Consider the following 18,791-nt stretch of genomic DNA (forward strand, 5'->3'; position numbering starts at 1 on the left):
TTGTGGAAAGCTCAACTGGGACAACGCATGTGGCTGTTCCTGCTGATGTAAATGCCTTTGGTCGGCAAGCACAAAATGGTGCTATGTACGTTGAGTTCCAGAGAAATCTGTAGTGCCAACTGGCGAAGGATGGGGAAAAATCGTTGGGCCAAACTCGCTGGAAGGTCGCTTGGCAGCCAAGAAAGGCTTACCCGTTCCAGAAATGCCAGCAGCGGAAAATATCAATGTGAAGGCAACAAAGGTTAATGGAGTAATAAAATCAGCCTGCTAGATGAATTTATTTCTTGGATGACGGGTGAGTATGGATATAGCTATGTCATGCATACCCATGAATTGTCATCCAGCGTTGTTGTTGATTTTGAAACCGATGATGTTATTGGTAGATTTACTGTTTGGGATGATTTTAGTTCGATGTCTGAGGTAATTGATGTGAAAACGGGGGGATTTAGAATAAATGAAAGGTGTGAATTCTCCAGTCTCGATGATTTAGAGAGAATCTTTGTTAATTTTACGTCTTTCTTGCGTTAGCACTCACACATAACAGAGGAAACGAGGGCCGCGAGTTGTGAGCGCGGCCCTTGTTCCTCTACTCGGCGGTAATGGTCAGCCGTCCATGTTCGACAGCGATCTTCACGCGCTGCCCTGCTTCAAATCCGGCGTGCTCGATCCATCGTCTGGCGAGCTTCGTCCACGGATAAAGCGATGGGATGGTGGGACTTCTCCAGTTGCGCCGGTGGCGCCGCGACTGCTGGATTGCCGCGTCGTACTTGGCGCACATCGTGATGCGGATGATGGAGGGCGCCGGTATTCACAAGACAGGCTCGTGTCGCCTGGTGCTGCACACCATGGCCACGCACATGCTGGACAACGGAACCGATACGCGGCTCATTCAGGCAATGCTGGGGCATACGTTGCAGCCAAGCACACAGAACTACACGGTGGCGTCGGTGGAGTAGCTCCAACGGGTCCACGCGGTAACACACCCGGCGCGGGTCGATGGCGTGATGCATGAGCCGGAGATTGAGGACGACGCCGAAGTGGCCCCGGTACGGTTTCGCTGTTAGCGGCTATCGACGCTGAAGCGGCTGAGGACGCGTCAGAAAAAAGTGAGTGACGAAAAAGGCACTAGCAAGGGACTGAGTGGCACGATGACAGGCTCTTCGATGAGCCGGTATTCTGACGAGAAGACCGGGCTGCATTACAACACGTTCCGGTACTATGATCCGGGAACGGGGCGGTTTGTCAGTCAGGATCCGATTGGGCTTGCGGGGAGATTGAATCTTTATCGGTATGCGCCTAATCCGATCAGCTGGATTGATCGTTGGGGATTAACTCCAGATGGTTATACATTCGATCTTCCTGGCAATCCTTTGGATTTAATAACCGGTGGATGGGAGGACGTAACTCACGCGGCCAAGAGGGCAAATACAAGCATGCTTGACATTCGGAATCCGGAAACCGGGCAGTTGATTGAGTTTCAACCGGGAAAAGCCAGTGAAAAGGTTGGGGGGTTGTGGATCATTACCATGTCCACAATCCGAATGCTACGAGCAAAGGCGATCACTATTTAAACAATGAGGGTAAGCCTGTTCCAAAAGGATCAGATGCCTCGCACATCAAACCGAATCAGCCTGGATATGAGGCGGGTAGGGCTGGAAACACAGGAGGGTGCTAGATGAGATTGGTAGATTATTTCAAGAAAAAATCATTGCATGATTCAAACATTGATTCGGTCGAGCTGAAGAGTGATTGTTTGATTCTAATATTTTCTGCGTTTGATGAAGATTCAGATGACGAAATACGCATTGATGTCACTTTCTTTGGGGCAAAAGGAGATGCTTGTCATGCGATGAAGAAGTGGTTTGATCTGAATGAGAACGTTGGAGTTCTGATTATGACTTGTAAAGAAACGGTTGACGGGTACGAAACAGAAATTATGATGGAGAGCTTTAACTATGCAACTGAAGTAAAAGATTTCATGAAAATTTCAGTCAGCTCTCAATCAGCGGATGTGTCGTTACTACATCGTTGATCCGCTGTTTGGCCCCGCTAGGGAAATTCGGTACCAAAAGCGCAAAGAAGAAATGCGAGTATTTTGCTAAAAGGGGATGCAGGCCGAAGGAACTGCGTGTCTTTGCTGATATAAACAACGAACGACCTTTCGATGAGGATGCGTTGGACTTACACAGACCGCTGGCGTTACCGATTTTTCGGGTCATATTCTTTCGATTAAAGAGGGTGAATATTTATATCTGTACATGGATTGTAGTGATGGAGATTATGTCTCTTCTGAGGGGTGCGTCGTTCGAAATCCGTATCCGAAGATGCATTATATGTGGTGTTGCAAATTTGTCGGGTGAGATTGAACACGTGTCTAAGTATGAGAAACTGTTCTCTGATTCAGAAAAATCAAGTTTTAAACGAAGTCAAGGTTAGCTTGAATTTTTAATGAATGGCCACTTGTGCGGCCGGTCAGCCGTCCATGTTCGACGTTGATCTTGACGCGCTGATCGGAGTGAAATCTGCGTGCTAGATCCAAGTCCTGAGAGCTTGATGCAGGGGTAAAACGGCGGATCAGATTATGCGTATGCGCCAAATCCGGTTTCGTGGATTGATCCGGGGGGGGTGCCCCTATGTGATTCGTCAAGCGGTAGGGGCGGATTTTGGTTGGTAGAGGGTGCCGTCGCGCCGCATGGCGAACAGCACGTCGCAGCGTCGTCGAGCGAGAGCGATGAGCGCCTGATTGTGGCGCTTGCCCTGCTGGACCTTGCGCGCGTAATAGTCCCTTGAGATCGGGTCTCGCAGGGCAGCAAAGGCCGAGAGGAAGAGCGCTCTCTTGAGTACCTTGTTGCCCCGTCTGGACGGGTGTTCGCCACGGATGGACGAGCCCGAGCGTCGGGTCACCGGGGCGAGGCCGGCGTAGGCGGCGAGATGCGCAGCCGATGCGAAGGCTTTGTGAGCGACTTCAGTGAGGAGTCTGGCGGCGGTCCTGACGCCGACTCCCGGCATGCTGGTCAGGACCGGCCAAAGAGGGTGTGCGTGCACCAGACGTTCAACTTCGCTGGCAACCTCCTGGCGTTGCTTGCGCAAGGATGCGAGTTGCTGGGCAAGACGCGGCATGACGATGGTTGCGGCCTGAGTACCGGGCACGATCACAGCCTGTTCGCTGAGCGCCTGGACGATGTCTGCAGCCAGGCTCTTGCCCATGCGAGGTGCGAGTTTGGTGAGGCGGTTGGCGAGTGTTTTCTCGCTGGCTGAGGCGAGCTCGGCGGGTGACGGGTATCGCTCAAGCAGATCGAGCACGGCCGGATGGTTGAGGCTCGGCCCCAGGACCCTTTCCAGCGCCGGATGAATCTGGGTGAGCAGACCTCGAATGCGGTTGCTGGTCTGCGTGATCTGGGCCGCCAGATCGTCGTCGAAGCCGCACAGCATGGTGAGTTCGGCGAGTGGTTCGTCGGCCAGCCGAAGTGAGCGCAGCGTATGCGGCATTGAGCGCGCGGCTTCAGCAATGATGGCGGCATCGCGAGCATCAGTCTTGGCTTCACCGGCGTGCAGGTCGGCGATGCGGCGCATAGCCAGACCCGGTAGATATGCGACCAGAACACCTTCATCACGGGCGACTGCCACGGGCAACGCGCCGATGGTGGCAGGTTGATCGACGACGAACAGGAGCTGGCCGTGCGTCTTGAGTTCGGTAATGAGGGCGCGCAGCTTGGCCTCATCGTTGGGCAGCGCCTTGTTGTAAAGGCGCTTTCCGCGCCGATCGAGGGCGACGGCGTGATGGTGGCCTTTGCCGACATCGACGCCGACGAATGCATCGACAGAGCTATGTTGTTGGTTTTCTTGCATCGAAGGCTTTGCAGGTTGAACGGTTTGGCCTGCAACATCGGTGGCAAGTCTCGGCATCCACGTTACGGACGGCCTCAAGATATCCTGGCCGAGCCCCTATTAGCGATCACCAGCCACCCACCAGGCCTGGTGACAACACCCCCCGGATCATGACTGCGACTGGGGGCGAGAATCATGCCGGGCCTAGCTGGCCAAATCCCCGATTGTCGAGGAATGAAGATAGTAACGGGGACGTGCGAAGGAGTAAGCGCGAAGGAGGCTGGTAGGGGATTAGATGCCGGTGCAAAAAAGGTTACGGTCTCGTCCCGATCGGAAGCAGAAAACTGTTCATGGATCGTTATCTTGAGCACGGTTACAAATACATGACTGGGGAAAGTGGTCCATCTACGAAAAATATGATGGATTATCTAACTGGAAACCCAACAAAAAATGGAACGTACCATTGGGACACTACGATGGACCCGAAAAATCCAGGGCGAGTTATGGGGCACAGCCTTGATAACCCATACGGAGCCCTACCGCATTTGCAAGTTCATCAATTGGATGGCGATGTAATCCACATTTTCTTTCCTTGGGGCGTTGATGGACACTAATTCATCAAATTTCAAGGGTCTTTTGCAAGGGCGTATCTTGGTGAAAGAAATTACATCGGATAGTTTTACGGAGCGAACATGGATTGAGCTGAAGCTGGCCGAAAGCGATAGGCAAGCCTATCCATTGCGAGTTCGGCCTTATGCAATGCTTAAAGGGTCTAAATTTCAGCCGTCCTGTTTGCCTGAAAGGGCTGCTTTCCGATTGCGATATGCGACTTTTCTAAGGGAAGATATTGATAACGGGCTTGATCCAAATTTCGACAAGGTTGGAGATTATATTGACATTCCATCCACATCTGATTTGGATGGTTTTTTAACTAAAGAAGGGCTGAGTGTAGAGGATTTTGTCGATTCTGGATTGACGGATTATCCGATGTAATGTGATGACAAAAAGGGCCGCTTACTTATGCGGCCCTTTGTTCATCTACTCAGCGCTAATGGTCAGCCGCCCGTGTTCAACGGTGATCCTGGCGCGGCCCTTTGTTTCCGCGTCCGTTGATTTGCACACGTCATACGCTGCGCAACTGGTCGCTCTGCGCCTTGAGTTCAATGGTCCGTTCCGCGCGTTCGCGCGCTCTCGTGTGATTCGCAGCCATCGGCGTGGATTGAGGTTTTTGATGATTTCAGTCTAAATTTCGATATTTCCGCGGAGGAAGTCAATGCAAGAAATTTTTCGGAAGAGGCGCATTTTTTAATCCCACCTATGCTTCACGCGACTTTGGTCGGCATGTCGGAAAAATTAAATGGCTTATACTCGCAGTTGATCATTTCTATACTCCTGAAGAATCGTATATTTAAAATATCGAATTCGAAGGTAAATCATATCGTGAAGCTGGTATCTTCTGCAAGGGTGAAGTTGAGTATTTTGAGTAATCCGGAGTTCGCAGGAGTCTGGCGGATAGAATAATATACACTAATCCACAACTTGTTCGGCGTGTGAATTTTTACATATCAGGATATTTTAAAAAGAGGGGTGCCATGGAACTCTGATCGCAAGCGAGCGGTTATTGAAAAGGAAGGAATGGACTGGTGGGTTGATGGCATCAAAATTCCTGCAACGAGGAAGCAGACGCGGTTGCACTGAAAATTAAATTGATGCGCGACCAAGGGTGGATGTGCGACAAAGGGCTCCTGATTAGACTGAAGCGAATGTATGGTGCTGCAAACGCCAAAGCCACCGCGCACGGAACCGAAGGATGACGACAAGCGCAAACGGCACGGGTCGTTATCCCGTGCCGTATTTGAATGACTAAAGAGCCCACTATCCAGCTAATCAGTCTGTGAAGACTCAATCACGAGCCTACACAACCTGCCCCAACTACAACTCAATTCACCGACGCATGCGTCTGCTCGACCGGCCGCGCCTGCGTCACCGCGCTCACCGCCGCGAAGACGATGATATTCACCGCCAACGCCAGGAAGCCGATGTTGATGTCCTTCAACGCATCGGGCAGGAACGGCATCAACTGACCGATGCTCAAGTGCATGGTGGTCGTCACGGCCACCACGGCAACGCCGGCCAGAATCCCCCAAAACGCGCCTTGCTTGGTCGCGCGGTTATGCGGACGCAGACTGCAGATCACCGCCGGAAAAAGCTGGGTCACGAAGCTATAACCCATCAGCAGCAACGCAACGATCGTTTCGCCGCCTTGCAGCGTGAAACCGACCGCGACAAGCGCCACGACCGGCACGAGGAATCGCGCGAGCTTCGCCACCGTGGCATCCGATGCCTTGCGGCTCACCATGCCGCGATACACGTCGTTGGCGAGCAGCGTCGACGCGGACGTCAGGATCATCGAGCCCGGCACGAGCGCGGTCAGAATGCCGGCCGCGCCGATCACGCCGACAAACCACGGGTCGAAGGTCTGCAACGACAGGCGGAACAGCGACAGGTCGATGTCGCCGCCCTTCAGACCTGGCACCTTCAGCGTCGCCGCAAAGCCCACGAAGAACACGAACAGCAGAATCAGCTGATACAGCGGCAGCACCATCGCGTTGCGACGGAAAATGCGTTCGTCTTTCGCGGTGAAAATCGAACCGAAGGTATGCGGCCACATGAAGAAGCCCAGCGCCGTCAGCAGCACGGTCGACTGGAACCAGGTCACGCTCGAGCCCTTGGCCGGGAAGGTCAGGAAGCCGGGGCGCGCGGCGTCGATCGCGCGGAACATGTCGCTGAAGCCGCCGTAGTAGTGCAGCGGGAGATAGATGCCGAGGAACAGCACGATTGCGAGAATCAGCAGATCCTTCACCACCGAATTCCACGCCGAGCCGCGCACACCGGAGACGATCACGTAGGCCGTCACGACACAGGCGCCGATCCACACGGCCGCCGTCGACGAAATCGCGCCGTACGAGGCCGTTGCGACGATAATGCCGAGCCCCTTTAGTTGCAGCACGAGGTAGGGAATCAGCGCGGCCACGCCGACCAGCGCGACAAGCGTCCCGAGCGCCGGGCTTTCATACTTGCGCGCGAAGAAGTGCGGCTGTGAGACGAGGCGGTGATTCTTCGCGTAACGCCAGATTGGCGGCAGCATCCAGTACGAGAGGATGTACGCAAGCGTGCCGTACGCCAGGATGTAATAGACCGGCGCGCCCTTGCCATAAGCAAAGCCGCTGCCGCCGAGGAAGGTGAAGGTCGTGTAGATTTCACCGGCCATCAACAGGAACACGAAGGCGGTGCCGAAGCTGCGGCCGCCCACGGTCCATTGTTCGAGACTCATGTCGTGGCCGCGCTTGGCGCGCACGCCCAGGTAGAGCGCAAACAGCGTAATCGCAGCAATGATGATGAGTGCGCTCATGAACTAGCCTCCTCGCCATCGGCGGCGAGCTGACGGTTGGACGGATCCAGACGGTAGACGATCGCCATGATGATCGAACTGAGCACGACCCACATGACGATCCAGGCCAGCACGAACGGCATGCCGAGCATCAGCGGCTCGACACGATTCACAAACGGAACACCGAGCAGAATGCCGATGAACGGCAGCGCGGCAAGTACACGAAGCAACATGGGGGCAACTCCTCGAACCGGTAAGTACGTCTCGTTGAAAGTGCGGCTTCGCTGGGGACTGTATGCCGGATGCTTTGGTCCCGTAAAGCAGGTCAAAAAAGTGTAGGCTTTCTGAAAGTTGCGGACGCATCTTTATGGGGTCGGTTGCTGCGCTGCAAGACGGGCTGCATAGTGAGGCGCGCCGCGGCACGCGCGCTGGCGGCTGGCTTTTTTACGGTTTCCCTGGCGCGCCGCGATATCATCTCGCCACGCAGCGCGAGCATCATCTGGAGCGCCGGAGAGAGAGTCCGGTTTCATCAACATGGCGCGGCATGCCGGGTGCGCAGTGGAGCCACCCGAGCCGCCGCTCGACACGGAACGCATATGGTCGAAAGTCTGATCTCGGACATTCTGTTTGGCTTTACCGGGTTGATCAGCATCATCAATCCAATCGGCATTGCTTTCGTCTTCCTGGACCGGACTGCTTCGTTGACCACGGAGGAGCGCACCGCGCTCGCCCGCAAAATCGCCATCAACGTGATGTGCGTGCTGCTGGTGGCGTTTTTCATCGGCACGCCGATCCTGCATTTCTTCGGCATCTCCATGCAGGCGCTGCGCATCGGCGGCGGGCTCGCCGTCGCGGTGGGCGGCTGGCAGATGCTCAATGCGCCCGACACGCAGCCGGCCGAGCAGCCGGCGGTCAAGCGGGTGGACGCGGACAATGCGATGTCGAAGGCGTTTTTCCCATTCACCATTCCGCTGACCACGGGGCCGGGCTCGATCGCCACGGCTGTCGCGCTGACCGCGAACCGCACGCATAAGCTCTCCGAATTTGTGATTTCGAGCATCGCGTCGGTGGTGATCTCGCTGGCGGTGGCCGTGACGGTTTATCTGATCTATAGCCGCGCGGTGGTGTTCGCGAAGTACCTTGGCGTGGAGGGCACCAAGGTCGCGATGCGTGTATCTTCCTTTCTGCTGCTGTGCATCGGCGTGCAGATCATGCTGACCGGCTTCTCCGAATTCCTGATTCCGATCGCGACGATGCAGCCGGTAGTGAAGTAGACGTGTACCCGGCGGCACACCGCGCCGGGGCGCTAAAGCGCCAACTCTGGTCGACCGCAGCAAGTGCATGGGACCAGAGTAAGGCGCTAAAGCGCCAACTCTGGTCGACAGGAGAAAAGCTCATGTGCCGCTGGCTCGCTTATACAGGCAACCCGATTCAGCTCGAAACGGTGCTGTTCAACGCCAAACACTCCCTGATCGACCAGAGCCTGCATTCGCGGCTCGGCCAGACCACGACCAACGGCGATGGCTTCGGCATCGGCTGGTACGGCCAGCCGACCGATATTCCGTTTCGCTACCGCTGCATTCAACCGGCGTGGAGCGACCGCAATTTGCGCGAAGCGGCGCGGGCGATCCGCGCGCCGCTGTTCGTCGCGCACATACGCGCGGCGACGGATACGCCGTCGCAGGAAACCAACTGTCATCCGTTCCGCCATGGCCGCTGGCTCTTCGCGCATAACGGCCTGATACGCAACTATCCGGCCGTGCGCCGCGATCTGATGGTGGCGATCGACCCCGATCTGTTTCCGTCCATTGAAGGCTCGACCGATTCCGAGGTGATGTTTTTCCTCGCGCTGACCTTCGGCCTGGAAGTGGCGCCGGTCACCGCACTCGAGCGGATGGTGGCCTTCGTCGAGGACACCGGCCGCAAGCATGGCGTGGACGAACCGCTGAACATGACCGTGTGCGCCACCGACGGCGAGCAGATCGTCGCAGTGCGCTATTCGAGCGAAGGGCAGTCGCGCTCGCTCTTTCACAGCAGCTCGTTTCAGCAACTGCACGCGTTGTATCCCGACGATCCACGCATCGAGGCGGCCGGCGCGAATGCGTTTCTGGTGCTGTCCGAACCGCTCGCCGACCTGCCGGGCTGGTGGCAGGAGATTCCGGAGAGCACGGCGGTGGTGGCGCGCGGCGGTGAAATCGAACGGTATCCGTTCAAGCCGCAGTCGGCGTGAGCGCTGTGAGCCCCTTGAGCGCCGCCATCAACGCGTGAGCAGCATCGAGCTCAACACGGAGAACACCGTTGACGGTAGTTCGGCGAGGCGGCTGACCACCACGTTGTGCGGGTAGAAGTCCTCGACCGCGTCCGTCAGCACGCCGATCCCCACCAGCTCGATGCCGCGCTTGCCGATGGCCGCGACGCGTTCGCGCAGATCGCTGCGCAAAACCTGCGGATCGCCGTCGCCGGTGGACGGGTAGCCGTCGGAGAACATCATCAGGATGCGCCGTTCGGCCTGATGGTCGGCAAGCCGCGTCGCGGCCCAGGCCAGCGCCTCGCCGTCCGGATTCTCGTGGCCGCAGTCGATCGCGGCGATCCCGCTCAGGTCCGTCGCGCCGAAGCGCTTATAGACCTTCAGATCGAGCCGTTCGACGAAGCGGTTATAGCGTCGTAAATCCGCGCCGGCGGCGCGTTGCCGCTCGTAGAGCTGCTTCATGGGCGCGGATTCGACCGAACAATAACCGAGCACTTCGCAATCGAACGACAACTGCGTCAGCGCATCGCACAAGGCGGCCGCGCACTGGCGCGCGAGTTCGATCTTGCGGCCGGCCATCGAGCCGCTGCGGTCGATCAGCAGCGTCACGGCGACGTCGCGTCCTTTGGCGGGCCGTTGCGTGCGAAACGGCGTGCGATAACCGGGCGAGGTGGCGAGCTTCGCCAGCGCGGTGCGATCGATCTCGCCGCGCTCCTGCTCGCGGCGCCAGCGCGTGCGTTCGTCGGCGCTCAGCGCGCGTTCGAGCTTTTCCTTCAGCGGCGCGGTGTCCGCGCGAGCCTGCGCCCGCAACTCGCGCCAGGCGGCGCTGTCGCCTTGGCCTGTGAGATCGCGGATGTCGTCGAATTCGGTGGCGAGCGGAATCGACAGCCGGGCTTGTGATGCAGCCGCAGTGACGTTACCTGCTTCGCCTTCCGAACGCGCGGACGGTTGCTGCGCGTCCGCCAGCGATTGACCCATGCCGACCGCGTTGTCCGCCTGCGCGCCACCGCTTCGATCGGACGGTGGCGAGTTCGCGCTGTCCTGATCGGGCAGCACGGTGTCATCGTCTTCGAGCGGCACGGATGACGAAGCGGCCGTTTCCGTATCGATGTCCTCGACCGGATCCGCCGTGAACGCCATGCTGTTCACCTCACCCGCCGACAACGCGCGCACGCGCGCCACGAGCGCCTGCGCCGCCGCGATGCTCTGCGCGGTCGAGCGGCTCGCGCGCGCTTCGTGCAGCAGATCCTCCGCGGCATGCAAGGCGGCGAGCAGCGAATGGCTCGCTTCGGTCCGGGTGGGCGGTTCATTCCACAACGCGCGTTCGACCAGCCAGACCAGCCGGTCGCGCCAATGCAGCTTCGGCCAGCGCTGCCGCACGCGCTCGGCCGCATGCACGCGCAGCTTGCCGATGAACCAGCGCGCGCCCGGATATTCGTCGAGCAACTGTCCACACACGCGGCGGTCTTCGATCACCTGCGCGAGATTCGCGGCGACGCCCGAGGGCAGCGCATCGAGTTGCGCGAGCGACGCATGCTTGGCGCGCGCGACCAGCAGATCCAGATAGCCGATCAGCACATCGCGCTCGACCTCGCCATTCAACTCATAGGCGGGAATCACAATGCGGCCGGGCTCCACGCGCGGACCGTCCGGACTGAACGCGACCGTCACGCCGTATTGCCCGGTCAGCACGCGGGCCACCTTGCTGAGCGCGGATTCGAAGGCGAAGCCGCGCGTGTCGCGCGTTGCGTGCATCGCGTTCACGCTTCAGGAGCCGGCGCGATGTGATGGCGAACGATGCCGCGAATCAACGCGGCGTCTTCCGGGCTCACCTTCGCGTAGATGGCCGGCCCGGCTGCGCGTTCGGGGTCGCCCGTGCGCAGCATCAGTTCGGCCCAGTCGAGCAGACGCCGGGTCGAGAACGCGCTCGAGAGATCTTCGCGAGCGAACGCCGCGCGGCAGTCGGCGGCGATTGCGGCGAGCGTGGTGGCGAGCGCGCGCGACATGTGCGGGGCGAGGGTGGCGATCAGCACGTCGGCTTCTTCGGCGGGCGTCAGATAGTCGAGCAGATACACGCGCCAGCGGTCCAGAAACGCCTCGTTCATCAGATTGGCGCCCTGATACAGATGCCGGAACTGACTCATCGCGCCGACCGCATTGGCTGTCGCGAACAACCGGAAGGCGGGATGCGGCGTAACGATCTCGTTGCCCTTTTCCTTCAGCACGAGGCGGCCGTGCGGTTCGAGCACGGCCGTGAGGGCGGCGAGAATCGACGGTTCGGCAAAATCGATTTCATCGACGATCAGCCAGAGCCCCTCGCGCATGGCCGTGGGCAACACGCCGTCGACCCACAGCGTCTCGCCGCCCTTGACGGTCCAGAAGCCGACGAAGTCGCCAACCGTGGTCTGCCCGTTCATGTTCGAGCGCAGCACGCCGTGACGCGACCGCGCCGCGACCTGTTCGATCAGGCTGGTCTTGCCGGCGCCGGTGTGGCCGATCAGCATCACGCGGCGGTTCTCGACGATGTCCTCGACGATGTCGTTAAAGCGCTCGGAGAACAGATAGGCTGGATTGAGGCGTGGCACGAGCGGATTGTCGAAGCCGCAAGGCACCTCCACATGACCGATGCGCACGGTCGCGCCGGTGCCTTCCAACTGCCGATGTTTCGCCGCCAAAGCTCGCGCCGCGACGCGCTGCAATTCCGGCATGAAGGCGACGCGGCCGGCCGCGGACTGCTCGCTTGCGGCGTCGTCCGTATCGATGGCGAAGCCTTCGCGACGCCATTTCTTCAGCTTCGCGCGCAGATTTTCCGCGTCCACCACGAGATCGATATCGACCGCGCCAGGGCCGCTGCCATTGTCGACGCCATGTTCGAGCCGATAATTTTCCGGCCGGTCGGCCACGCTCACGCGCCACCATTCGGCGCCGTGTTCCGTTGCGCGTTGGTAAAGGCCAAGGTTTTCGTCTTCGGTCAGTTCGGGCGAGTTCATGGCGAAAGTTGAATAGTCAATAACGAATCGTGCATTGCAATTTGGCTGGGGCCGAATGAGCGACTATCTTATCTTGAGCGGCTTTCGATCTTCCCATTCCATTGGCAACCGGGCCTTGTCGAGCCCAGGCCGGGCAAATATTTGTTGCGTCAAACGAATAGGCCGTGGAGCGCGTATCGCCTATAGTTCGACGAACCCAGCGCTGTAGTTTACAAACGTCTTTCTCGTGGATCGTGTTTGAAGCATCCGCAGTCCTCTTTGCCCTACATCGCGACACAAAAAATTGACGGCAAAACAATGAGACTACATACAAAATTAATGGCGGCGCTCGCCGTGGCAAGTCCGCTGGCATATGGTCAAACCAGCGTGAGCTTGTATGGCCGCCTCGACGCCGGTCTGGAATACCTGAATCACATCAACAATGGCGCGGGCGGCAGTTCGAGCCGATGGAGCGCTGAAGGCGGCGACTGGGGCACCAGCATGCTCGGCCTCAAAGGCAACGAAGATCTGGGCGGCGGACTCAATGCGATCTTCAACCTCGAAACCGGTTTGCAGGTCATGAACGGCACGACGAGCGGCGGGCGGCTCTGGTCGCGGCGCGCGTTCGTCGGATTGAAGAGCGAGCAGTGGGGCACCTTGCAGGCTGGCCGTAATCTGTTTATCGACAGCGACGGCGTTTGGGAATTCGATCCGTTCGTGCAGCAGGCGTTTTCGTCGGCCTCGCTCGTGCGTGGGCGCAACTGGCAGCAAACCAGCAACAACGTCGAGTATCACAGCCCAGTCTTCTGGGGTTTCGATGTGCAGGCGCAATATGCGTTCGGCAATCAGGCGGGCGCTTTCAACAGCGGCGCGGCCGGCGAGTTCGGCCGCTCGGACGGCATCATGCTGAGCTACCACTCGCCGCTCTTCGACGTGCGCGGCATTTACGACGAACTGCGCGACAACAACGGCCGCTTCAGCAACATCTTCCAGGCATCGCGCGAATATTTCGCCGGCGTCAACGTGCATTTCGACGCGGTGAAGATTCAGGGCGCCTACACGCATTACTCGGCGCCCGATTCGCCGGTCGGCGTCGCCGACTCGGCCGATCACTACTGGCTCGGCGCCACCTACAACTTCCTGCCGCGCTGGGCCATGACGGCGGGCGGCTTCTATATAAAGGTCGGCGACGGCTCGGGCGATGCCGCCCACGACCCATCCGGCCACGCGATGATGTATGTGCTCGGCACCACCTACAACCTGTCGAAACGCACCTTCCTGTACGGCACCGTGGGCTACGTGCGCAATGGCAGCAACTCGAATTTCTCGCTCGAAGCATCGCCGCGCGATGCGAGCAACAATACGAGTCCGCTCGTGGGTGAATCGCAAACCGGTGCTTATGTCGGCATGTTGCATCAGTTCTGATGCAGCGTAGGCGGCTGGCAGTTTGGCATCGCAGAAAGGGCGCTCCGGTTCAGGCCGGCGCGCCCTTTGTGCATTCTCACGCCGCCAAATCCTCGCTCGCCGCCGACTTGCGCAGCCGCACCGGAATCGACTTCGACGCCGGCACCTGACTCGATTGCGCGTGATGCGAGAGCGGAATCAGGCGATTGCACTCAGGGTAGTAGCCCATGATGCAGCCCAGCGGAATGTCGAACGCGTGGACATGCATGCCGTCCACTTCGCGCGTCACGTCGTCGTTCGAGACGGTGGAGATGCACACCGTGTCGCCTTCCGAAAAGCCGAGCCGCGTCATGTCGTCCTGATGCATGAGCAGTACGCTGCGGCTGCCACGCACGCCGCGAAAGCGGTCGTCGAGACCGTACACGGTGGTGTTGAACTGACTGTCGCCGCGCGCCGTCATCAGGCGCAGTACGTCTGGACCTCGCGACGGCATGTCCGCGTCTTCGTCGAGCGTCTCGGGCACGATGAAATTCGCCTTGCCGCTTGCCGTATTCCATTTGCGCTCGCAAGCGGCGAGTGGCCGGTGAAACCCGCCTGGTTGCCTGAAGCGCTGGTTGAAGTCCTTGAACTGATCCGGATAGGTGCGTTCGATTGCATCGCGCACCAGCGAGTAGTCGTCCACCCACGCATCCCAGTCGATCTTCGGATTGCGCGGCAGCAGAGCTTTTGCAAGGCCCGCGACGATCGCGGGTTCCGACAGCAGCATGTCGCCGGCCGGCTCGGCGAGTCCGTGCGAGCCATGCACGCAGGCCGTGCTGTCCTCCACGCTGACCCATTGCTCGCCGCTCGCCTGGCGGTCGATCTCGATGCGCCCGAGGCACGGCAGCAGGTACGCGACCTCGCCGTGCAGCAGATGACTCCGGTTGAGTTTGGTGGCGATCTGCACCGTGAGCCGCAGCCGCTGCCACGCGGGGTCCATCACATGATGATCGGGAATCGCCACCTGAAAATTGCCGCCCAGGCCGATGAAGGCCTTGACCATGCCGTCGAGCACGCCACGGCATGCTTCGACCGTAGTCATGCCTTCGTCGCGCGGCGGCTCGAAGCCGTAGAGTTCCTTCAGCTTGTCGAGCGGCGCGAGTTCAGGCTTTTCCGTGATGCCGACCGTGCGCTGTCCCTGCACGTTCGAGTGACCGCGAATCGGGCAGATGCCCGCGCCCGGCCGGCCGATATTGCCGCGCAGAAGCAGCAGGTTCGACAGCATCTGCACGTTGTGCACGCCGCTGCGATGCTGCGTGATGCCCATGCCGTACAGCACCATCGCGGCATTCGCTTTCGCGTAGACACGTGCCGCGCTTTCGAGCGCGCCGCGGCTGAGTTGCGAGTGGTGTTCGATCTCTTCCCATGAAGTGGCGCGCATCGCGTTAGCGAAGGTTTCGAAGCCATGTGTATGTTCGGCGATGAAAGCCGCGTCGAGCACCCGCGGCTCACCGTTGCGTTGCGCGTCGTCGTCCCATTCGATCAGCAGCTTGCAGAGTCCGGCAATCGCCGCCGCGTCGCCGCCAATCTTCACCTGATGATATTGCGTGCTGATCCGCGTATCGGCCGGGGTAAGCATGTCGAGCGGCGACTGCGGGTTCGCAAATGTGACGAGCCCGCGTTCCTTGAGCGGATTGAACGTGATGATTTCCACGCCGCGTTTGCGCGCATCCTGCAACTGATGCAGCATGCGCGGCGCGTTGGTGCCGGTGTTGTGGCCGAAGAACAGCATGCAGTCGGTATGCGTGAAGTCTTCGAGTTGCACGGTCCCGACCGGCACGCCGATCGACTTCGGCAAGCCGACCGAGGTGCTTTCGTGACACATGTTCGAACTGTCCGGCAGGTTGTTGGTGCCGTACACGCGCGCCATCAGCGCATACATGTAGGACGTTTCGAGCGACGCCCGGCCCGATGCATAGAACACCGCTTCATTCGGATCGAGCGCCTGCAGTTCGCTCGCGATTTCGGCGAACGCATGTTCCCAGGTGGTCTGCACGTAGCGGTCGGTCGCCGGATCCCAGCGCATCGGCGCGGTCAGCCGCCCGCGCGACTCGAGTTCCAGACCGCTCCATGAGCGCAATTCGGTCAGCGTATGGCCGGCGAAAAAGTCCGTATCGATATGTTTGCTGGTGATTTCCCACGCGGTCGCCTTTGCGCCGTTTTCACAGAACTCGAAGAGATGCGGGTCCGCGGGTTTGGCCCATGAACAGCTTACGCAGGCGAAGCCATCCGCCTTGTTTTGCTGCGAGAGGATGCGGCTGCCGTTCAACGTCACGTGTTCCTGCACGAGGATCGACGCGACCGCTTTCACCGAGCCCCAGCCGCCGGCGGCGTTGCGGTACTCCTTGATGGGCTGGCTATCGGGTGTGCCGGGTGTTCCTTTCGTTGCGCTCTGCGGCGCGGTTTCGACAATGTGATCGGTGCTCATGTTGACTCCTGGCGGGTTGCCGGTCCCTGAGCGCCGGCTTACCCGAAGAGTCCGCAATTACCGGACCACTGGTTTAATTTGCGCTTACACGCATTCCGCCCAGCCCTCGCCTTGCAACGCCACTTGCATAGGATCATGCGGCGCTGACTGGCGGCGGCCTGGCAGGCGGATCGCCGTCTGGCGCACGATCCGGATCATTCGGCGGCACGTCGTCGGGCGGCGGCGACGGATCGGGATCGCTCGTCGGGCGCGGGGCGTCGGGGTCGACTTCCGGTGGCATCGGCGTATGCAGATGCAGACTCGGCATGCAACGCTTGCTCGTCATAGTCATCGTGGTCTCCGTGATGTGCATGCCTGTCAATCGCAACAGGCATGCCACCGGCTTCGTTCGCCGCGAATGCGAGCCCGCGCCGTGTGGAACAGCTATTGCTCGACCACAGCATGCGCGTCGCGCCACAGAGGCGATACGTGCCGCGATATCACTCTGGATATGACGCACTGAAGTGCAGGGACAAGGGAAAGAAAAATGGCGCGACATAAGGCCGACGTTGCTGACGATGACTTCGAGATTTACGCCAGCTATCACGGAACAGGCGACGGCCGTTACGTAGGTGGACTGAAGGTTGTCAGAAAAGCGGACAGAAGAATTCTGTTTCCATTCGATGGCGCGCCCGAAATCGGGCCCTACGCGACCGCCGACGAGGCGCGCCGCGCCGCGATCGACTATGGCCGTGAGATCGTGGCAGCGGATCGCGCGAGCCCTGAGAACTGACGGATGGCGGCGCACTCGCGCCGCCCGTAGAAAAAGGGATTGCCTTATGGCATGCCGCCGAGCGACGGAGAAATCGTGCTGCCACGACCTGGGTCGTCGGGATGTTCGTCAGGCAGCGTCGGCCGCGCCGAGAGCGGTGGATGCGTGCGATAGCAACTGTCGATCGAGGTATCGGCGAGGCAGCGCTGGAATGAGTCCGCGTCGTTCTTTTGCGCGAAGGTGTACAGGGTGCGTTCGACTTGTACTTCAGTATCGGATACGCGAATCGTCGTCATTGTCATGAGCTTCTCCTTTTTACAAATGTCGGTCCAGACCTCCGCCGCACTTGCCGCAACGGCTGTGCCCAGCTTGCCGTTGGCGTGCTGAGGGGCGTGTTGACGGAGAGGGACCGGATGTTGCTGCATCGAAGACATATCCGAAATCAGAAGGAGGGCGGCATGCAGACCGAACCGCAGGACACCAAACCGCAGGACCAGCTCGACGCGCTAGTTACAGACGAAGTGAAACAGCGCAACAAGCCGAGCGGCACGCACTATGTCGAACCCAGCCCGCTTGGTATCGAGCCCGTCGAACAGACCGGCGTGGACAAGGCGACCAATCCGCCGCGGTCGAACGAGCGCCCGGCCCAAACCACCGAAGTCCCGCTCGGCACCGGCTCTGATGCTGAGCCGCCCGGAGGCGGCGGACGTGAATCGCAGCGCAAGCAATGATGCGGCGTATGCTGGTCCCGGAGTACAAGCCGGAAATCCGAGGGAGAGATTCATGCAACAGGAAAACGAACCGCTGAACCCGGGCGACGAAGCCTCGGCGGATGCGTCCGGCGTCGGCGGCGGCTGACCAACGGTGACGGGCATGCGCGGCACTCGACCCTCGCGGCCGGTGCCACGCAGACTGAGATAAACAGACCAAGCGAGCAATACTTCATATGTTTGCGAAATTCGTCCATCGTCACGGCAGCGCGCACAGAATTGCCCAAAAAGAAGCGCGCGCGAAAGCAGGCGCGCTTTATGCGGCGCTGAAAAGATCGCCCGAGCCGGCTGGCACGTTGTCTTCAACGCCGGCTGCAGGGGAGCACAGCGATCTTCAGGACGCAAAGGAGCAAACCATGTTCAACGATTCAAAGCATGGATTCGACGCCGCCAAGACCGAGTACGAAGCCTTCATGCTCAAGCCGCACGACTGGGTGCCGAACAACCGCACATTGCCGGTCGTGATTTACAGGCGCGCCCTCATGCCGGATAGCGGCGACCTCGCGGCCGCGTTCGAAATCCTCTTCGAACGCAATGCGTGGCCGCCGCAGTGGCGCGACGGCATTTTCGACTACCACCATTTCCACGCCACCGCGCACGAAATACTGGGCGTGACGGACGGCTCCGCGCAAGTGATCATTGGCGGACCGGGCGGCAAGGTGGTGACGCTGTCCGCCGGCGACGCGATCCTGCTGCCGGCCGGGACTGGCCATTGCCTGCAATCGTTCGCCCGGCATTTTCGGGTCGTGGCCGGCTATCCGGAAGGCCAGCAGTGGGACATCCGCCGCGAGGCGCTCACGCCGGACGAACTCGCGGCCATGGAGGCGTTGCCTTTTCCGCCGCTGGATCCGATCGACGGCAAACATGGTCCACTAGTCGAGCACTGGCTGCGCGCGGCTTGATGCTGGCGCACGCCGTTTCTTCCCCCTTGTCCGCGCCGATCGGAACGGGCTCGCGTCCCAA

The 18,791-nt window shown here is 59.7% G+C and carries 20 protein-coding genes and 2 pseudogenes; 13 read left to right on the plus strand and 9 right to left on the minus strand.

Features of this window, described 5'->3' with window-relative positions:
• Positions 1-2: 2 nt before the first annotated feature.
• Together ACQKRQ_RS06105 and ACQKRQ_RS06110 are read left to right on the plus strand one after the other, a co-directional pair.
• A pseudogene (locus ACQKRQ_RS06105) lies at positions 3-271 on the plus strand (hypothetical protein).
• 8 nt (positions 272-279) lie between these two features.
• Complete coding sequence (locus ACQKRQ_RS06110; RefSeq protein ID WP_427476092.1) at positions 280-528, plus strand: immunity protein TriTu family protein; 249 nt, start codon at positions 280-282, stop codon at positions 526-528.
• A gap of 58 nt (positions 529-586) precedes the next feature.
• On the opposite strand, the gene ACQKRQ_RS06115 is transcribed toward ACQKRQ_RS06110, so the two are convergent.
• Positions 587-778, minus strand: a complete 192-nt coding sequence (locus tag ACQKRQ_RS06115) for a SymE family type I addiction module toxin (protein ID WP_427475724.1) — start codon at positions 776-778, stop codon at positions 587-589.
• On the opposite strand from ACQKRQ_RS06115, the gene ACQKRQ_RS06120 reads away from it, so the two are divergent.
• From ACQKRQ_RS06120 to ACQKRQ_RS06130, 3 genes and pseudogenes are all read left to right on the plus strand, one after another.
• Complete coding sequence (locus tag ACQKRQ_RS06120; protein WP_427475726.1) at positions 708-956, plus strand: tyrosine-type recombinase/integrase; 249 nt, start codon at positions 708-710, stop codon at positions 954-956. The two genes, ACQKRQ_RS06115 and ACQKRQ_RS06120, sit on opposite strands and share 71 nt — an antisense overlap.
• A 213-nt stretch (positions 957-1,169) precedes the next feature.
• Positions 1,170-1,331, plus strand: a pseudogene (locus ACQKRQ_RS06125) (RHS repeat-associated core domain-containing protein); the annotation flags it as partial.
• Positions 1,332-1,675: 344 nt separating this feature from the next.
• The gene (locus ACQKRQ_RS06130; protein WP_427475727.1) at positions 1,676-2,032 is read left to right on the plus strand and encodes a hypothetical protein; all 357 of its coding nucleotides are present in this window, start codon (positions 1,676-1,678) and stop codon (positions 2,030-2,032) included.
• A 611-nt stretch (positions 2,033-2,643) separates the two neighbouring features.
• Here the strand turns inward: ACQKRQ_RS06130 and ACQKRQ_RS06135 are convergent.
• A complete protein-coding gene (locus ACQKRQ_RS06135) occupies positions 2,644-3,849 on the minus strand; it encodes an IS110 family transposase (protein ID WP_427475728.1) in 1,206 nt (401 codons plus the stop codon).
• Positions 3,850-4,178: 329 nt separating this feature from the next.
• Between ACQKRQ_RS06135 and ACQKRQ_RS06140 the strand changes: the two genes are divergently transcribed.
• Both ACQKRQ_RS06140 and ACQKRQ_RS06145 read left to right on the plus strand, forming a co-directional pair.
• Positions 4,179-4,442: a hypothetical protein gene (locus ACQKRQ_RS06140; RefSeq protein WP_427475729.1), complete on the plus strand. Its 264-nt coding sequence runs from the start codon at positions 4,179-4,181 to the stop codon at positions 4,440-4,442.
• Complete coding sequence (locus tag ACQKRQ_RS06145) at positions 4,432-4,821, plus strand: hypothetical protein (protein ID WP_427475730.1); 390 nt, start codon at positions 4,432-4,434, stop codon at positions 4,819-4,821. Before ACQKRQ_RS06140 ends, ACQKRQ_RS06145 begins: the two co-directional genes overlap by 11 nt.
• A gap of 946 nt (positions 4,822-5,767) precedes the next feature.
• Here the strand turns inward: ACQKRQ_RS06145 and ACQKRQ_RS06150 are convergent.
• Together ACQKRQ_RS06150 and ACQKRQ_RS06155 are read right to left on the minus strand one after the other, a co-directional pair.
• Positions 5,768-7,240, minus strand: coding sequence for a sodium:solute symporter family protein (locus ACQKRQ_RS06150; RefSeq protein WP_427475731.1), 1,473 nt, complete (start codon positions 7,238-7,240; stop codon positions 5,768-5,770).
• Positions 7,237-7,452: a DUF3311 domain-containing protein gene (locus ACQKRQ_RS06155; RefSeq protein ID WP_132377278.1), complete on the minus strand. Its 216-nt coding sequence runs from the start codon at positions 7,450-7,452 to the stop codon at positions 7,237-7,239. Before ACQKRQ_RS06155 ends, ACQKRQ_RS06150 begins: the two co-directional genes overlap by 4 nt.
• A gap of 363 nt (positions 7,453-7,815) precedes the next feature.
• Between ACQKRQ_RS06155 and ACQKRQ_RS06160 the strand changes: the two genes are divergently transcribed.
• Positions 7,816-8,493 (plus strand): MarC family protein, encoded by a 678-nt coding sequence (locus tag ACQKRQ_RS06160; RefSeq protein WP_132377277.1) that lies wholly within the window; start codon positions 7,816-7,818, stop codon positions 8,491-8,493.
• A 122-nt stretch (positions 8,494-8,615) separates the two neighbouring features.
• Positions 8,616-9,449, plus strand: a complete 834-nt coding sequence (locus tag ACQKRQ_RS06165) for a class II glutamine amidotransferase (RefSeq protein WP_427475732.1) — start codon at positions 8,616-8,618, stop codon at positions 9,447-9,449.
• 27 nt (positions 9,450-9,476) lie between these two features.
• Here ACQKRQ_RS06165 and ACQKRQ_RS06170 read toward each other — a convergent pair whose 3' ends face one another.
• Together ACQKRQ_RS06170 and ACQKRQ_RS06175 are read right to left on the minus strand one after the other, a co-directional pair.
• Positions 9,477-11,222, minus strand: a complete 1,746-nt coding sequence (locus tag ACQKRQ_RS06170) for a cobaltochelatase CobT-related protein (protein WP_427476094.1) — start codon at positions 11,220-11,222, stop codon at positions 9,477-9,479.
• A gap of 5 nt (positions 11,223-11,227) precedes the next feature.
• A complete protein-coding gene (locus ACQKRQ_RS06175) occupies positions 11,228-12,457 on the minus strand; it encodes an AAA family ATPase (protein WP_427475734.1) in 1,230 nt (409 codons plus the stop codon).
• A 318-nt stretch (positions 12,458-12,775) separates the two neighbouring features.
• Between ACQKRQ_RS06175 and ACQKRQ_RS06180 the strand changes: the two genes are divergently transcribed.
• Positions 12,776-13,861 carry a porin gene (locus ACQKRQ_RS06180; RefSeq protein WP_427476096.1) on the plus strand — a complete coding sequence of 362 codons (1,086 nt, stop codon included), beginning with the start codon at positions 12,776-12,778 and terminating at the stop codon, positions 13,859-13,861.
• 76 nt (positions 13,862-13,937) lie between these two features.
• On the opposite strand, the gene ACQKRQ_RS06185 is transcribed toward ACQKRQ_RS06180, so the two are convergent.
• Positions 13,938-16,307, minus strand: a complete 2,370-nt coding sequence (locus ACQKRQ_RS06185) for an FdhF/YdeP family oxidoreductase (RefSeq protein ID WP_427475736.1) — start codon at positions 16,305-16,307, stop codon at positions 13,938-13,940.
• A gap of 133 nt (positions 16,308-16,440) precedes the next feature.
• Positions 16,441-16,638 (minus strand): hypothetical protein, encoded by a 198-nt coding sequence (locus ACQKRQ_RS06190; RefSeq protein WP_427475738.1) that lies wholly within the window; start codon positions 16,636-16,638, stop codon positions 16,441-16,443.
• Between the two features lie 195 nt (positions 16,639-16,833).
• Here ACQKRQ_RS06190 and ACQKRQ_RS06195 point away from each other — a divergent pair, with 195 nt between their 5' ends.
• Positions 16,834-17,079, plus strand: coding sequence for a DUF6723 family protein (locus ACQKRQ_RS06195; protein ID WP_132377273.1), 246 nt, complete (start codon positions 16,834-16,836; stop codon positions 17,077-17,079).
• A gap of 44 nt (positions 17,080-17,123) precedes the next feature.
• On the opposite strand, the gene ACQKRQ_RS06200 is transcribed toward ACQKRQ_RS06195, so the two are convergent.
• Positions 17,124-17,360 (minus strand): hypothetical protein, encoded by a 237-nt coding sequence (locus ACQKRQ_RS06200; protein ID WP_132377272.1) that lies wholly within the window; start codon positions 17,358-17,360, stop codon positions 17,124-17,126.
• Positions 17,361-17,516: 156 nt separating this feature from the next.
• Between ACQKRQ_RS06200 and ACQKRQ_RS06205 the strand changes: the two genes are divergently transcribed.
• Positions 17,517-17,789, plus strand: a complete 273-nt coding sequence (locus tag ACQKRQ_RS06205) for a hypothetical protein (RefSeq protein WP_427475740.1) — start codon at positions 17,517-17,519, stop codon at positions 17,787-17,789.
• Positions 17,790-18,184: 395 nt separating this feature from the next.
• Complete coding sequence (locus ACQKRQ_RS06210; protein ID WP_132377270.1) at positions 18,185-18,730, plus strand: cupin domain-containing protein; 546 nt, start codon at positions 18,185-18,187, stop codon at positions 18,728-18,730.
• Positions 18,731-18,791 lie beyond the last annotated feature (61 nt).

The sequence above is a fragment of the Paraburkholderia sp. NPDC080076 genome (genome assembly GCF_050281145.1).
Taxonomy (GTDB): Bacteria; Pseudomonadota; Gammaproteobacteria; order Burkholderiales; family Burkholderiaceae; genus Paraburkholderia.